General features: G+C 58.1%; 15 protein-coding genes and 1 pseudogene. 2 read left to right on the plus strand and 14 right to left on the minus strand.

Annotation, left to right across the window (positions count from 1 at the left end; translation table 11 throughout):
- Position 1 precedes the first annotated feature (1 nt).
- From HALTITAN_RS17445 to HALTITAN_RS24945, 13 genes are read right to left on the minus strand one after another with little or no spacing between them, the layout of a single operon-like run.
- The gene (locus HALTITAN_RS17445) at positions 2 to 1261 is read right to left on the minus strand and encodes an NAD(P)/FAD-dependent oxidoreductase (protein ID WP_039859929.1); all 1260 of its coding nucleotides are present in this window, start codon (positions 1259 to 1261) and stop codon (positions 2 to 4) included.
- Positions 1262 to 1284: 23 nt separating this feature from the next.
- Positions 1285 to 3582: an MMPL family transporter gene (locus HALTITAN_RS17450; protein ID WP_039859932.1), complete on the minus strand. Its 2298-nt coding sequence runs from the start codon at positions 3580 to 3582 to the stop codon at positions 1285 to 1287.
- On the minus strand, positions 3579 to 4169 hold the full coding sequence (locus tag HALTITAN_RS17455) for a LolA-related protein (RefSeq protein WP_009287877.1): 591 nt from the start codon (positions 4167 to 4169) through the stop codon (positions 3579 to 3581). The genes HALTITAN_RS17450 and HALTITAN_RS17455 overlap by 4 nt, the downstream gene beginning before the upstream one ends.
- Positions 4166 to 4606 (minus strand): acyl-CoA thioesterase, encoded by a 441-nt coding sequence (locus HALTITAN_RS17460; protein WP_039859936.1) that lies wholly within the window; start codon positions 4604 to 4606, stop codon positions 4166 to 4168. Before HALTITAN_RS17460 ends, HALTITAN_RS17455 begins: the two co-directional genes overlap by 4 nt.
- Entirely contained in the window at positions 4596 to 6167 is a 1572-nt protein-coding gene (locus HALTITAN_RS17465) for an HAL/PAL/TAL family ammonia-lyase (RefSeq protein WP_039859937.1), read from the minus strand. Before HALTITAN_RS17465 ends, HALTITAN_RS17460 begins: the two co-directional genes overlap by 11 nt.
- Positions 6151 to 7092, minus strand: coding sequence for a lysophospholipid acyltransferase family protein (locus HALTITAN_RS17470; RefSeq protein ID WP_039859939.1), 942 nt, complete (start codon positions 7090 to 7092; stop codon positions 6151 to 6153). Before HALTITAN_RS17470 ends, HALTITAN_RS17465 begins: the two co-directional genes overlap by 17 nt.
- Entirely contained in the window at positions 7089 to 7844 is a 756-nt protein-coding gene (locus HALTITAN_RS17475) for a glycosyltransferase family 2 protein (protein ID WP_039859942.1), read from the minus strand. The genes HALTITAN_RS17470 and HALTITAN_RS17475 overlap by 4 nt, the downstream gene beginning before the upstream one ends.
- Positions 7837 to 9528: an ApeI family dehydratase gene (locus HALTITAN_RS17480; RefSeq protein WP_039859945.1), complete on the minus strand. Its 1692-nt coding sequence runs from the start codon at positions 9526 to 9528 to the stop codon at positions 7837 to 7839. The genes HALTITAN_RS17475 and HALTITAN_RS17480 overlap by 8 nt, the downstream gene beginning before the upstream one ends.
- Positions 9525 to 10049 (minus strand): COG4648 family protein, encoded by a 525-nt coding sequence (locus tag HALTITAN_RS17485; RefSeq protein ID WP_039859947.1) that lies wholly within the window; start codon positions 10047 to 10049, stop codon positions 9525 to 9527. Before HALTITAN_RS17485 ends, HALTITAN_RS17480 begins: the two co-directional genes overlap by 4 nt.
- Positions 10050 to 10052: 3 nt before the next feature.
- Complete coding sequence (locus HALTITAN_RS26080; RefSeq protein ID WP_085947160.1) at positions 10053 to 10319, minus strand: acyl carrier protein; 267 nt, start codon at positions 10317 to 10319, stop codon at positions 10053 to 10055.
- Positions 10309 to 10578, minus strand: a complete 270-nt coding sequence (locus HALTITAN_RS17495) for a phosphopantetheine-binding protein (protein WP_039859949.1) — start codon at positions 10576 to 10578, stop codon at positions 10309 to 10311. Before HALTITAN_RS17495 ends, HALTITAN_RS26080 begins: the two co-directional genes overlap by 11 nt.
- Complete coding sequence (locus tag HALTITAN_RS17500) at positions 10550 to 11338, minus strand: lysophospholipid acyltransferase family protein (RefSeq protein ID WP_039859951.1); 789 nt, start codon at positions 11336 to 11338, stop codon at positions 10550 to 10552. Before HALTITAN_RS17500 ends, HALTITAN_RS17495 begins: the two co-directional genes overlap by 29 nt.
- Positions 11335 to 12003 carry a beta-ketoacyl synthase chain length factor gene (locus HALTITAN_RS24945; protein ID WP_201764700.1) on the minus strand — a complete coding sequence of 223 codons (669 nt, stop codon included), beginning with the start codon at positions 12001 to 12003 and terminating at the stop codon, positions 11335 to 11337. The genes HALTITAN_RS17500 and HALTITAN_RS24945 overlap by 4 nt, the downstream gene beginning before the upstream one ends.
- A gap of 75 nt (positions 12004 to 12078) precedes the next feature.
- Between HALTITAN_RS24945 and HALTITAN_RS24950 the strand changes: the two are divergent.
- Together HALTITAN_RS24950 and HALTITAN_RS17505 are read left to right on the plus strand one after the other, a co-directional pair.
- A pseudogene (locus HALTITAN_RS24950) lies at positions 12079 to 12225 on the plus strand (helicase C-terminal domain-containing protein); the annotation flags it as partial.
- A gap of 21 nt (positions 12226 to 12246) precedes the next feature.
- Positions 12247 to 13029 (plus strand): sulfite exporter TauE/SafE family protein, encoded by a 783-nt coding sequence (locus HALTITAN_RS17505; protein ID WP_009287879.1) that lies wholly within the window; start codon positions 12247 to 12249, stop codon positions 13027 to 13029.
- A 10-nt stretch (positions 13030 to 13039) separates the two neighbouring features.
- Here HALTITAN_RS17505 and HALTITAN_RS17510 read toward each other — a convergent pair whose 3' ends face one another.
- Positions 13040 to 14272 carry an MFS transporter gene (locus tag HALTITAN_RS17510; protein WP_009287880.1) on the minus strand — a complete coding sequence of 411 codons (1233 nt, stop codon included), beginning with the start codon at positions 14270 to 14272 and terminating at the stop codon, positions 13040 to 13042.
- Positions 14273 to 14297: the final 25 nt, after the last annotated feature.

Here is a 14297-nt window from a genome sequence, read left to right on the forward strand (position 1 = left end):
ATCAACCCTCACCCGTGGCATGGCTCGAAATGTCGCTACAGGCCTCAGCTAAGCTGTGAAGGCGACGGCGACTGGCGGCGACAAATGGGTTCTCTTCATCCCAGGCATAGCCGGCGAGTACCGAACTGATCATTTCGCGTATGCGTGGTATCTGTTGATCGTTAAAGATAATGCGTGGCAGGCGACCATCGTACCAAGCGTCGACAAACTCGCGGAAGGTGGCGATGCCACGGCGTAGTGGTTGTTCAAACTGGCTATCCCAATCGATTTTTTCGCCAGCGAGCTGCCGCTCGACCAGGGGAGCGGCACGCAGGGCTGAGTCCAAGGCAATGGTTACCCCCGAGGAAAACACCGGATCAAGGAATTCGCCCGCATTACCCAAGAGAGCAAAACCGGGGCCGTGCAGTTGCTCGACATCAGCGGAATAACCTTCCAGGCGGCCGATATCGCGTATGGCTTTAGCATTGACCAACAGTTTGTTGAGCCTGGGCTCGGCATGGAGAAAATGCCATAGGCGCTCTTTGTCGTCGACACCGGCGGCTTCCAGCGTTGCTCGGTCGCCCACCACACCGACCGACGCACGCCCTTGGCTGAAAGGAATCAGCCAGTACCAGATGCCCGAATGTTCAGGGTGCAAACCGATCAGAATCTTGTCTCGATCATAGTGCGAACAATCGATACGGTCCTCAATGTGGGTAAACAGCGCACAGCGTGATTCGAGAGTCGAAGGCCGAGCAAGACCGGTGAGACGTGCTAAAACACGCCCATAGCCGCTGGCATCAAGTACGAAGCGGGCTTGTAGCGAGCGTTGCTCGCCATTGGCATCAACCAGTGTAAGGCTGGGTCGATCGTGGTCGGCAACGAAGGCCTCGACTTGTGTTTCAAACTCGACGCTAGCACCTGCTTGACGCGCGCCGTCGATCAGGCGCTGATCGAAATCAGCACGTTCGACCTGCCAGGTGGTGCCGGGGCCAGGGCTGAACTTGTCACGAAAATCGATGGCGGCATAGCGGTCTCTCCAGGTAAAGGCAGCGCCATTCTTAAACTGAAAGTCACCTGTCTGAACGGCGTCGAGCAGGCCGCAAGCCTCAAGATGTACCATGCATTGTGGCAGCAGACTCTCGCCGATGGAAAAGCGCGGAAAGCGCTGGCGCTCGATAACCCGCACATTGATGCCTCGCCGGGCGAGCCAAGCGGCCGCAGCGGCGCCGGAGGGGCCTGCGCCGATGATGGCGACATCGGTAGTGTCATGCGTCTTCATTTGTTTTGCGGCTCCTGTCGCCATCATGGTGGATTGCAGTGGGAAGAATTGTGCCGGGTGTTCGCCCTGGCGAAAGGCACCAGGGCCCACGCCGACGCAAGCCCAACGAGGCAGGTGAGCCCCAGGTAATGCAGTGCCGGAGTAGCGCTGAACGACAATAGGCCGAAGGCCAATAGGCTCGACGCACAGGATAGGCTGATGGCCAGCCAGGCCGCAGGGCTATCTGGGTGTTCCGTGCTAAATATGCCAGCGTCGAGGCCGATACCCAGTACCAGCAGCAGGCCCAGAAGATGGAATAGCGTCAGGCCGATATTGAGCGCGCTGAACAGTGCCAGGGTCGCTAACAGCGCACCCAGCGGGGGCAGCAATACGCGCCAAGCCTGCCCACGATAGCGCCAGCCGAATACCACCGCTAATCCTGCGACGGCGACAGCCAGCCATAGGGCGATCTGATCGCGTAGCCGTGACAAATGGTCGGATAACGTGACCACCCGATCCTGGTAGAGCACATATGCCGGTGCCGCAAGACGCATGAGCGCTTGCTGGGCCATGTTGTCGGCATCGCCCAATACCACCAGCGCCGCCATGTCAGAACGTTTGTCAGTGGCGACGTCGCCTAACCAGAGCGTGCTATCGGCACTTCCTGCGGGGGTTGTAAGCCATGTTTCGATGGTCAATAGCGGCACCGATCGCAACGGCTGTTGTGCGGCTTCCAGTAAATCCAGGGGAAGACCAGCTTTGGCGATCAGCTCGGGCAGGGCGTTGTCATAGGCTTGGCGCACTCGCTCCAGGTTGGCTTGCTGGGTCGAAGGGGAGGGTACCGCTTGGGCAAGATGACGGTACTGGCTCAAGTGCCCTTGGGTCTTCAGCTCTGCCAGCGTAGCCTCCAAGGCTTCCAGCCGTTCCAATAGCTCGGCTTCATGCTTGGCGGTGACGATCAGGTAACGACTGCCCGTGGGACTTGCCAATAGGCCCTGTACACGTTGCTGCTCAGCAATCAGCGCGGTGGGTGAAGGGTTGAGCTGACGCAGGTCGTCATTGGTTGTCAGCCGTGTGGCGACGATGACCACCGCCAGGATGCCAAGCAGGGCCAGCAGCCCCCAACGCAAGGGCGCTCGGGGTGGTAGCCGCAGGTGATCCAGCCGGGCTGCAATGCGTGCCGTCGCGGCATGGGGACGAGGAGTGAACCACGGTAGCCAAAGGCGCACGGTCAACCAGGCGCCGACCAAGCCCAGCGCCGCGAAAGTCGCCATTTGGCGTAGCCCCGGCAGTGGGGTCGCAAGTTGGACAAGATAGGCGACCAGGCTGGATATCAGGCCTAGCAACAGCCCTGGCCAAAGCCGTGCCAGTGGTTGTTCGGGCGCTAATTGGCGGGCGCACTGGAAATGCAGGGCGTAATCTATCGCGATACCGATCAAGCTGGCGCCGAATGCCAGCGTCAGCAGGTTGAGCGTACCAAACAGCACCCAGGTCAGTGGCAGCGCAAACAGCATGCCACAAGCGACCGGCAGCCATAAACTGGCCAGCATCGAACCACGCCGAAACGTGACCCATAGTAGTAAGCCGATACCCAGCAGCGAGCCCAGGCCGATAGTGGAGATTTCTCGCTTGGCCTGATCGGCGCCGGCAGCAGCATGAAATACCAGACCACTGCGTAATAGCTCGGCCTGGGGATGACCCTCGCCGAAGCGCGACAGCGCTGCCATAAGGCGTTGCTGCATGGCCATGTCGTAGGGGCTGGCTGATAGCTGGCCGCTGACGACGAACCAGTGCTTGTCGCCGTCGCTGACGGCCGGCAGGCCGTCGATCAATCGTATGGGGCCAGCAAGCCGTTGGTTCAGCCAGGCATCCAGTAGACCGAAGGGATCGCGGCGAGGATCCGCTTCGCTTCCCGGCGTAAACAGTTGCCTTAGGCCGCGCTGTACCCAGGCCCCATCACTGGCATCCGCCAGTGATGGGGTCAGCAGACGATAACGGTACGCCGCCAAGTCGCTGCTGGGGCGCTGCAAGCTGTCATCGTCGAAAGCCTTGACGCTTGCCGAATCTGTTAGCCGGGTTTTGAGTTCGGCGACCAGCCTGGCTGTGGACTCACCCCGAACCAGCAGCACGAAGCGGTCCTCAAAGGTGTGGGTTAAGCGCTGTTCGGCTTGCTCAAGCAAAGCCCCCTGGTGGGTTTCCGGCAATAGTGCAGTGATGCGCGTATCCAGTGGTGCCCCTCTGCCTAGCAAACCCGCCAGCAGAATGGCGCAGCCCAGCAACAGCCCGGCCCAACCGATAGCGGCTAGACGTTCTATTCTGCTCGGGTGCGTTGCCTTGCTCACAGTGAACGGTCACCCTCTTCGAGGCTGGCGCAATCCACAGCTGCCAGAGTCAGGTTGAGGCGGTCATCGTTGGTGAACATCAGCTCGACGTGCTCCACTTGCTGGTTGCCTTGAACGAGCAGTTGCGAAAGCCGTTCGGCGATGTGTACTTCACTGGGCGTCAGTTTGGCTTGCCAGTCGTCCAGCGCACCGCTGAGCTCGATGGTGAAGTGTGATTCCAGGCGCTGCCAGTTGCCTGACAGAAGACCACCAAGCACCGGTGCGACCACTTGAAACCCCATGGGCAGTTCGTCGTCGTCCTCGCTCATAACTACACGATCTCGCACGGGGGATGTCGTCTGCCAAACCAGGCCGTTTGCTTGCTGTTCAAAGTACCCACGGCTATCCAGCTGGGCATCAAGATCGGCCAGCCAGCGCGACTGATCGAAGCGGCCGCACTGCGGGGCGTGGGCAGCTAGACGTTCGGCGAGGGCGTCACCATCAAGGCCATCACCATTGAGGGCCGCCCACGTAGCGGGACTGACCATCAGGCTAAGGGCGACATAAACAGCTACATAAACAATCGAGTGGCGAATAGAGCGTGTCACTGATTAGCCTCCTGCCAGGCGAGAAGACGTTCGACCAGAACGGGCGGCGACTCCAGGCGCATTTCGCGATCCTCAATCCCGACAGCGACCTGTACGCTCCAGGCTCGCGTCAGGCGTTTGCGCGTCTGTGCATCGCGGATGGTGTAGTCGATCTTGAGGCGATTCTCCCATTCGCTAAGGCGCGCTTCGATGGCGATACGCTGGGCGAATAGCGCCGGAGCGGCGTAGCGTAGGCGTAGATCAATGACCGGCCAGGCGTACCCCGAGTCCTGCATTTGCGGGTAGTTGTAGTCAATGGCATCAAGCAGTTCGCAGCGGGCTATTTCCAGATAGCGCACATAGTGGCCATGCCAAGCCACCTGCATCATGTCGATATCATGGAAGGGGATTGTTAGCTCGGTCTCGCAACTGGGTAATGGGCGGTCGTTAGGCGTCATATAGGCTCCAGTGACGTTGGCGAATCAGGTCACAGAGTGTGCGCAGTTCGTGCTCCAGGGCGCGATCTTCGCCGAGAGCGGGAAAGGTCTGCCGACAGTCATCGAGAAATCCTGCCAGGCGCTTGGGTAGTGGAGGGGCATCTGCGAGTTGACCGCGCAGTTCGACGGCCTGGCAGGCAGCATGCAGGGTAGCGGCAGTCACCTGTTCGACCAGTGTTAGCACACGCAGTGCATCTCGCGCGGCGATGGTGCCCATGCTGACCTTGTCCTGGTTGTGGCATTCAGTGGAGCGCGAGAACACGCTGGCCGGCATGGTCAACTTTAGTGCCTCTGCGGTCCATGCCGAGGCGCCGATCTGTACGGCCTTGTAGCCATGGTTGAGGCTGGCCCGCGCGGGTGTGGCACCACTCAGGTTGCTGGGCAGGCCGTGATTGAAGCGAGCGTCGACCAGCAGCGCCAGTTGGCGATCGAGCAGATCAGCCAAGTTGGCACAGGCTTGCTTGAGGCTATCCATTACGAAAGCGACATGCCCACCGTAGAAGTGGCCGCCGTGCATCACCTTACCTTGTTCGGCGTCGATTAACGGGTTGTCATTGGCGCTGTTGAGTTCGTTCTCAAGAAACTGGCGCCACCAAGGTAAGGCATCCTCCACCACGCCGATTACGTGCGGGGCGCAGCGGGTTGAGTATCGATCCTGGAGGCGAGGCGAGTTGCGCGGTGTTTTGGCTGCGTGAAGATCTTCGCGTAGTCGCGCGGCGACTTTATTTTGTCCCGGGTGGGGTTTGGCGGCGAACAGTTCAGCATCGAAGTGATAGGGATTACCGTCCAGTGCATGTACGGATAGGGCTGTAATACGGGTGGCCAGCTGCGCTAAATAGACAGTGCGGGCGAAGGCGAACACACTCAGTGCCGTCATTACAGCGGTGCCGTTCATTAATGCCAAGCCTTCCTTAGGCTTTAGGCGATAGGGTACGAGGCCGTGCTCGGCGAAGACCTCGGCGGTGGGACGCCGCTGGCCGCCATAAAACACGTCGCGCTCACCGCATAGGACAGCAGCTAAATAAGACAGTGGCGTCAGATCGCCGCTGGCTCCGACGGATCCTTCCTCAGGAATAACCGGGATCACATCATGCTCTAGCAACCAGGTTAGGCGTTCGAGGAGCTCGACACTGACCCCCGAAACGCCGCGGCATAGCGAGACTAGGCGTACCATGATCACTGCTCGTGCGGCTTCCTCCGACAACGCCTCGCCCAAGCCACAGCCGTGGAAGGTATATAGCTGGCGCGGTAGTTGTTCCAGATCGGACGCGGAGACTTCACGGGTGCAGGAATCGCCATAGCCGGTGGTGACGCCGTAGATGACTCCCTCTTCCTTGAGTAGGCGTTCAAGGAAGGCGTTGCCGCGTGCAATGCGTTCACGGAAGTTCGGTGCCGTTGATAGGGTGACGCGACGGCGACCTTCAGCGACGGCCAGTACCTCCTCGAGGCTGACAATCGAACCATCCAGGATGAGAGGTTCGCTGGTGATAGAACCCGCCGCCGGGTCACGGAGTATCGTCATGAAGGTATCCAGTGTCGTTGTTCCAGAACGGATAAAAATTGAACCATTGCAGAGGGTGTCGCCGAACACGCTCGGCTAGATGATTGGCATGGTTCTGCATGGCGTCGGCAATCCATGTTTCGCGCTGGCGGCGTGGCAGTTCCTGGGTATCGCCGAGGCATTCAAAGTCGATTCGAAAGTTAGCGCCATCGCGCACGCAGGCCAGCGCATATAGCGGGCAACGGAGCAGCGTGGCCAGGCGGAAAGGGCCCTCGGGGAATCTTGCTTGACCGCCGAGAAAATCAAGCGTCTGCGTGCGCTGCCCTGACAGAGGAAGGCGGTCAGCCGCGATGACCACATAGCCGCCGGCGTTAATGCGCTCTGCCAAGGTCTGGGCGGTGGCAGGGGTGACCTCGCTGACTTCGAGTACCTGGGGGCGGGCTTTACCCGTGACACGCTCAAGCAGTGCATTGAACTTGCGGGCATTGCGCGTATGCATCATCACCGTCAAATCGAGTTTCGCGTGTCTCTCAGCGAGGGCATTGACCACATCGAGATTGCCATGATGGGCGACCAGAATTAATCCACCCCGACCGCCGTCGATGGCGGCACTGAAGTGCTCAATCCCAGTGCCGACCAAACGTTCGTCGGCGATATTTCCGCACCACGCCTCTACCTTGTCCATCAGGGCTTCGCCAAAGGCCAGGAAGTGGCGATAACTGTGCCACCATCGGGCCAAAATGCGTTGCTCAAGCTGGGGGTAGAGGCGCTGCAGGAAGGCTTGTGACGAGCGCCTTGCCGTGGCATGTATCAGGAAATACCACAGCATGACTGGCCATAACGCCAGCCGAAAGGGCCAGCGCCCCAAATGGCGCTGTATCACCACCATCAGGAACATGCCCGCTACCGTGCCACGCTCGCCTATCCGCGCCCAATGATGGCTCATCGGCTCACCTCGTGTTGCCTTCGCCAGCGTCGCGCCAGCAAGCGCGGTAGGCGTAGCAGCATGCCAAAGAACAGGCGGGTGTGCATAAGAGAGATTTGGCGGTTGTCACGCCACACGGCGAAATGACTCACTCCGTCGCGCGGGTAGTGTACGCGTACCGGGCGATGCGCCATATCACCCCCCGCCCAATGCCAGCGCACTAACACTTCCGTATCAAAGGTCATGCGGTTGCCGCAGCTATACTGGGCCAGTAGTCGGTTGAGCGCCGCGACCGGATAAAGTCTGACGCCACACATCGAGTCGCGGATATCCAGCGACAAGGTGTTGATCCATACCCAGATATGGGTCGCATAACGGCCGTAAAAACGTACTCTTGGCACGCTGGCATCATAGCGGGGATAGCCAACCACCAGCGTATCGGGTGCCGTATCCAGTTCGGCGAGAAAAGCGGGCAGGTCATCGATGCCATGCTGGCCGTCGGCATCAACCTGAAGGGCATGGGTGTAACCCAGATGCTGGGCTTGCTTGAGCCCAGCACGTACCGCGGCCCCCTTGCCCTGGTTGATATCCAGGCGCAGCAGGTGATGGCCGTTTGCGGCCAGGCGGTCAAGCTCGCTCGCGCACTCATGGTCACTACCGTCATCCACCAGTAGCAGGGGGATCTCCAATACAGCGAGCTCATCGCATAGCGGGCTGATCGTCGCTGGGTGGTTATAAACGGGGATCAAGATGCAAGGATGTGGGTCAGCCATGTTTACCCCCGTGGCTGGCTTGCAGGCGAATTTGACCGGCGCAATGGCGACCTTCATGAGATTCGATGGTAAAGGCGATACCGTCGTCGCGGCGCGTCAACTGCAAAGTGAAGCGTGCGCCGGGTTGTAAAACCCGCTGAAATTTTAAGCGCTCGATGCCCTGAAATTCTCCCAGCTCAGCGAAGCAGTCGTTGGCGCACTCGATGGCCCACTGCACCATCACGACACCCGGCACCAACGGATATTCGTCGAAGTGTCCTTCGAGAAAAATCAATCGCTCCGGTACTTCCAGGGTCAATAGACAAGAGTCAGCACCTGGTCGCTGCTCACCCAGCCAGCGCGGTATCTTGTGGTTATCGAGATCGGCAAACAGGCGATTGATCAGAGCGCGATCCAGCTTGCCCTGGGCATTGCTCGGCAGTGCATCGACAAAGCGCCAGTAGCGAGGAATGGCGATGGGTTCAAGGTGGTGCGAGAGATGGGCTCGCATACGTTGCACCAAGTCATGACGAGTATCGTGCTGGTGCGGAATGAACGCATCGTAGAGGGCGACCACGACCCCCATTCGGCCATCGGTTCGACCGAGATCGACGCAGCGTGCCTCTATTACTTCTTCCGCTGCGGCGAGGACGCGTTCAACATGATTCAGCGAGACTCGTTTACCGGCAATTTTGACCAGACGATCAGCGCGCCCCAGTAGCTCAAAGCCGTCTTTTGTCGGCACCACCCGGTCGGGCTGGTGCCACCAGTGCTGTGGTGTTTCCAGAAATGGCGACCGCAGGCGCAAGCAGTCGTCAAAAAATGCTAGCTCCACCCCTGGCAAGGCCTGCCAGACGGTACCCTGCGTTTGGCGCCGCTGGGCAATTCCGCCGCTCTCGGTGCTGCCATAGATCTCGATCACAGGCGCCTGGAGTAGACGCTCGGTGTGCTGGGCATGTTCCAACGCCAGGGGCGCGCCAGACGAGAACACGCGCGTGGGGCGGGGTGTCTCGCTCCACGGTAGGTGCTCCGGTAGGCGTGATAATTGGGCAGGGGAACTCACGATCACTGGCTTCAAGCCGGCCGCGCCGGCCTCTTGCAGGCGTGCGAAAAGGCCTTCCGGATAACGACACTCATCGCCACAGAAGGGGGTGCCGGTGCATAAGGGGTGCAATACCCCGGTGAGCAAGCCATAGATATGCTGATGGCTGACCTGAGAGATGACACCGCTATCAGCTAATGGCCATAGCTTGGCATGCGCCGTCAATTCCGCATCCAACTGGTTGAAACGCTTGGTCAGATGAACGGGCTCGCCGGTGGAGCCGGACGTGTACAGGACGACTGCCGTAGCCGTTGGGTCAAGTGCCTCGGGATGTGCGAATGGCGTAATGCTTTCAAGCTCACCGGGATCGTCGGGCAGCGTACCATCAACCTTTTCAAGGAGCAGGGCCAAGGTTTCTGGGCGATTGTCAGCGGGTAATACCGCGACCCGGTCACTTTCCCATAGTGCCGCCAAGGCTGCGCAGAACTCTAGAGGTTGCTGATGGCAGAGCAGCCAGTGGCCGCTGGGTTTGTCTGCTAACCAGAGGCGCCAGGCATTGATGCGCCGAGTGAGCGACGCTGGGGCGATCCAGTGATTCGGAAGTGCGTAATGGTTCGCAATCGTGTTACGCCAGGGCAACCGAGTAAGCGGGATGAAGGTCACGACAGACTCCTCCGCAGCCGGTGGCGTAGCAGCCATTCACCGACAAACATCAAGGCGATCAGCCCATAGCTGATGACGCCGTTGTATAACGACCAGGTGGCCAGGTCAGCGTACAGCGCCGTCCAGCCAGCGATGGCCCCGTTGAAGACAAAGAAGCCGCACCATGCCCAGGTGACGCGCCGGGTATAGCGCACTCCGGCGGGGGGCAGGTCAGGCTCGCGCAGGCGTGCTAAACGTTCCACGACCGGAATGCCCCGCCACAGGCTGGATAGAAAGATGGTCAGCATGATGGCATTGACGGCGACGGGGTAGGCACGCATACCAAGCTCGGCGTGCCCCAGGCCGCCTAACGCTAGCAACACTATCGCCACCATGATGGCGAGGTAGCGAGCCTGGGGCATTCTCCAGGCGAGCAGTGCGGCACCGACGACTAAAAGTGGCCAGCTGCCTACGTGGTCGTGCAGGACGAATACCAATATCGGCCAGATCAACGCCAGTAACATGCTTGCTTGTTTCGGCATCTCTTATCGTTGCATCAATTGTTCGACGACATTGACGACATCATCGATGGTACGCACTGACTTAAAGTCATCGGGTTTGATACGTCGCCCCGTGAACTGCTTGAGTTCAACAACCAAATCCACCGCATCAATGCTGTCGATGTCGAGGTCTTCGTAGAGGCGCGCTTTGGGTTGAACGTCATCGGCACTGAGGTCAAATAACTCGACCAGTGTTTTGCGGATATGCGCCAGTATCTGTTCGTGGTTACTGTCAGCGGTTTCAATTGTCACGACGGGCCTCCACCAGTGCCTGTAGGCTTGCCAGGCTAGCAAAATGACGACGGGTTTCCTCGGCTTCGGAGTCCAGCTTGATGCCGTACTGCTTTTGAAGTGCCAAGCCGAGTTCGAGGGCATCAATGGAGTCGAGCCCGAGGCCTTCGCCAAATAAAGGGGCGTTAGGGTCGATATCGCTAGGATTGATATCTTCAAGCTCTAGCGTGTCAATGATCAGGCGCTTGAGCTCAAGCGTCAGATTGCAGGTTTCGCTCATGATGAAAGTGATCCAATTCCCGGTTGAAGTGATCGCTCAGCCGTTGTGTTAGTTGTCTAGCGAGCTGCCCGGTCGGCTGTTGGCTATCTGATGTAACGGGCAAATCGTCGAGTACGTGAAGCTCCATCCTGACTTTGGTGGCTGGGATGTGATACCAAGGTTCACCTTTGGTCAGTGTTGTTGGCGTGCAGCGTATCAGTACTGGTGTGATCGCTGTCTCTGTGCGTAATGCAATGTTTGCCCCACCGCGTCGGAATTTGATCGGACGTTGCGGGCTGGTACGGGTGCCTTCGGGAAACAGGATTAGCGAATTCCCTTTCCGTAGGCTCTCACGTGCTGCGTCGAGTACTGCTTCGGGGGTGTCGTTGGTGATATAACCTGCCGCATGAATTGGCCCCCGCGTAAAAAGGTTGCGAGCCAGCCGACCCTTAACAATGCAATTGGCATGGGGCGTATGAGCCAATAGGAAAACGACATCGATCAGTGACGGATGGTTGGCTATCACTAATAACCCAGGACGCATTAGCCGTTCCTTGTTGCCTAGGCGGTAATCGAGGACTCCAAGGCCCTGCATCATCTTGATAAAAGCTAAGAAGCAACACTGGATAAGGCGCCGTGCTAAATAATGGCGCCGCTCGGTGTCACGCACACAGAGGCTCAGCAACGGGGCAACCACTAAACCAATAAAAAGGCCACCGACTCCGAAGGCTGTGAAAGAAAGAGCGGTGCCCAATCCGCGGTACCATCTATGTATATTCATTCCTGCCTCAACTGCCAGCGACTCCTACCATCCAGGAAGGGAGCATCTCCATTAAGCCAGTTCATTACTGTGATAGGCGTTGGGTAAGCACAATGCGTTGGCTTTGTAGCTGTTAGTTGTCGTCCCTGGTTCAGCGTTAATCGCATGCCAACAACGCATGCCGTACCGGGATGCTCAGTACACCCTTGATAAGCAGAGGGCAAAGGGCTTTCTGAGAAAGCGGCAATAACGGCAGGATATCCTTCCATGAGATATCCGAATGACTCGTAAAGTAGCGCGTCAAACTCATCGCCACAGGCGCCTAGCGCCTGTAAAGGCCGGTGATGAGACTGAGAGATGGAGTGAACACCCAAAATTGCATTATGCACCGACATTGAAAAACGGGTTGGGGAGACAGGGTGGCCGCCTTGCAAGTTTTCAAGCATCGCCAACGTATCGGCAGTGCCCCCATGCCGTGAGGCATGCACTAAGGGCAAACCGGCCTCTGGATCCAATTCTCGCAGGATGTCGCAGGTGGCCCGGCCCGTGTCATCAAGACGCCGTCGCAGCATGGCCGGCATCCCTTTGCCCAACTGAGCCGAGATTCGCCAGCTTGGTTTGCTGGTGGTAATCGCCCCTTCAGGAAGCCAACCCCGCCAATCTTCGAGATATAGGGAAAAAGACACAGTTCTAACGACCCACCCAAAAAAGTCGGCCACTTTAACTTAATTGAGGGGGCTATGAAAGCAGACTTAGTTAGCATGATCAAAGTGGTGCAGGCCGCAGGTCGCGTTATTCGCAGTCCAGAAGATCAAGGGGTTGTGGTATTAATGGATGATCGTTTTGCCCAGGCCAGCGTACGTGCGCTATTGCCACGTTGGTGGACGCTGGGAGATATCCACCCCTAACTTAGGATCCTAACGCGAACCATGACAGATCTACTCTGGTACCAGTATGCGCTGATCGGGCTAATTTTTGCCTGGAGCGGTTTTGTGCGAACCAGCCTGGGCTTTGGCGGTGCCGTGCTGGCACTGCCTTTCCTACTTTTGGTCGTCAACGAGCCACTGGTATTTTTGCCGATTATTGCCATTCACCTGCTGATTTTCTCCAGTTGGATCGCCTGGAGTGGGCATCGCCAGCTACAGCAAGCGGGCGTGGGCACCACATCGCCAGAGAGTAATATCGATTGGGGTTATTTAACCAAAGCCTTGAAAATCATGATCATCCCCAAGCTGATTGGGGTAGTGGGGCTGTTAACGCTGCCCGCACAAGTCATGACCAGTATCATTTTCGGCATTGTGATCATCTATGCCATTGGCTATGTATTGAATAAGCCGTTCAAAAGCAAGAACAAGTACGTGGACTACGTGCTGCTGGCGCTTGGTGGGTATGTCAGCGGTACGTCGCTGATTGGCGCGCCGTTGATTGTGGCGGTATTCGCCACTCACGTCGCCAAAGAGCAACTGCGGGATACCATGTTTGTGCTGTGGTTTATCCTGGTGATGATCAAGATGGTCTCGTTCCTGATTGCAGGCGTGGATCTTCAGTTAATTCACCAGCTGTGGCTGCTGCCCTGTGCCTTTATCGGCCATTTGGTGGGCGAGAAAGCCCATCGCTATATGCTCAAAGCGAACACCGGGCTGTTCTTTCGTGTGCTGGGCGCGGTGCTGATTCTTGTCAGTGTCGTGGGGTTGATTCACCCGCCCGCGTAAGTGCTGATGCTCAAAGCTGGCTGTCGGCCTTTAGCGTCGTCTTGCCTAGAATGATCAGGATAACGGCCAGCAGGCCGCACACGACTGCCATGCCGGTAAACACGTTACGCAACGACTCCAGCCAGATCACCGCCGGGGCGACCACCACCGGGGAGATAAACTGGCCAAAAAAGAAGGTCGAGGTAAAACCGCCAAATACCCGGCCCCGTACTCGCTGAGGAGTGATCCGCATCAGCCACGTGGTGGTATTGGGCATGAAGGCGCCAAGGCCAAATCCGGAGATCGCCGCACCCACGATTGCCATGGCGTAACTCTGGGTGAAGCCCACCACCAAAAAACCGGCTGCCGCCAGGAAAAAGCCGAGCACATAGATTGTCATCACCGACAGGAACGGCTTGTAGTAACCATAGCAAAACGCCACGATGCTGGCCGTCAGGGCTGCCATCGAGAGCGCCACGCCGATCGCTACGCCGCTGACTTGACCCTGCTGGGAAAGCAGAAAGGGCAGCTGCGCGGGAAACATATAAAACATGGTCATGCTGATCATGGCGATCAGGTAAGCAAGACAGGTACGTCCGTAGTCCACCGTTACCGGCGCATCGCTTGTATCGCGGCTGGCACCATCACTGGATTGAGGCTCTTGGAGAATCGCCCAGGCATAGGGAAGCAGCAGCACACCAGTCATATAGAGTAAAAACGGGCCGCGCCAACTCCAGTCGGAAAGTAGCCCGCCTAGGTTAATAAAGATTACCCCGCCCAGCGCCATGCAGCTGCTTTGCAGCCCCAAAAAACGGGCGCGTTCGGAGCTGTCAAAATAATCCCCCACCAGCGTGGTACTGATACTGAGAATACCGGCTACCGCAATCCCCATCAGTGCGCGGGAGCTTAATAGCAGATCCACGCGATCAATGAAAAAGCCCGCGCCCCCCGCAAAACCGTAGATGCCCAGCATCATCAGCAGCAATTTCTTGCGCCCAAACCGGTCAGCAAGATAACCCATCAGTGGACTGAACAGCGTAATCATCAGCGCAGGCAGGGTCAGAATCAGCTGGATCACTACCTGGGGCTGGTCGGGAAAATGGCGGCTGATGCCCGGCAGTGCAGGCGCGATAATTGCCCCCGACATCACGGTCATGGTGCTGGCAAACAGTAGTACGGCCTTAATATGCGTTAATTGGCTAATAGTCTTGTCCATATCAAGAGGAGGGGAGAGAGTGAAGAGCACAAACGCTAATCGTAGCATGTTTGTTAGCGTGCTATGTTTGTGT

The organism is Vreelandella titanicae BH1 (genome assembly GCF_000336575.1).
Lineage (GTDB): Bacteria > Pseudomonadota > Gammaproteobacteria > Pseudomonadales > Halomonadaceae > Vreelandella > Vreelandella titanicae.